Origin of the sequence: Psychrobacter pasteurii, assembly GCF_900162815.1 — a bacterium.
GTDB lineage: Bacteria > Pseudomonadota > Gammaproteobacteria > Pseudomonadales > Moraxellaceae > Psychrobacter > Psychrobacter pasteurii.
On the sequence record NZ_FUGD01000014.1, the window covers coordinates 1 to 458 of the forward strand.

The following is a 458-nucleotide window of genomic DNA, read 5'->3' on the forward strand; positions in this document are numbered from 1 at the left end:
TGACGATAATAATCAAACCACACCTGTCTTGGCGATTGATAGCCCAAACCCTTTTGAATCCTCGTCTGATTGTAGTACAGCTCGATATAACTGATAATATCATTGATGGCTGTGAACCTTGTTTTATAGTCTTGATGATATACCAGCTCATTCTTTAATGTGCCCCAGAAGCTTTCTATCGGAGCGTTATCGAAACAGTTGCCTTTGCCGCTCATTGAGCCTATAAATTGATGCTGCTTAATGGTCTTGTGGTAGGCGTGACTGCAATACTGACTGCCTCTGTCTGAATGAACGATTAGCCCTTTGCTTGGACGTTTACTCTTGATGGCCATATTTAGTGCTTTGCAAACTAAATCTGCGGTCATACGCTTGTTAATAGCGTAACCGACAAGCTCTTTGGTGTATAAGTCTTTGACCCCTGCTAAGTACAGCCAACCCTCATTCGTCCAGATATAGGT

1 protein-coding gene is annotated in these 458 nt (G+C 42.6%); it reads right to left on the reverse strand.

What is annotated here, in order from left to right:
* Positions 1 to 458, reverse strand: a 458-nt coding sequence (locus A1232T_RS00100) for an IS3 family transposase (RefSeq protein WP_143513919.1), incomplete at both ends; no start/stop codon positions are given.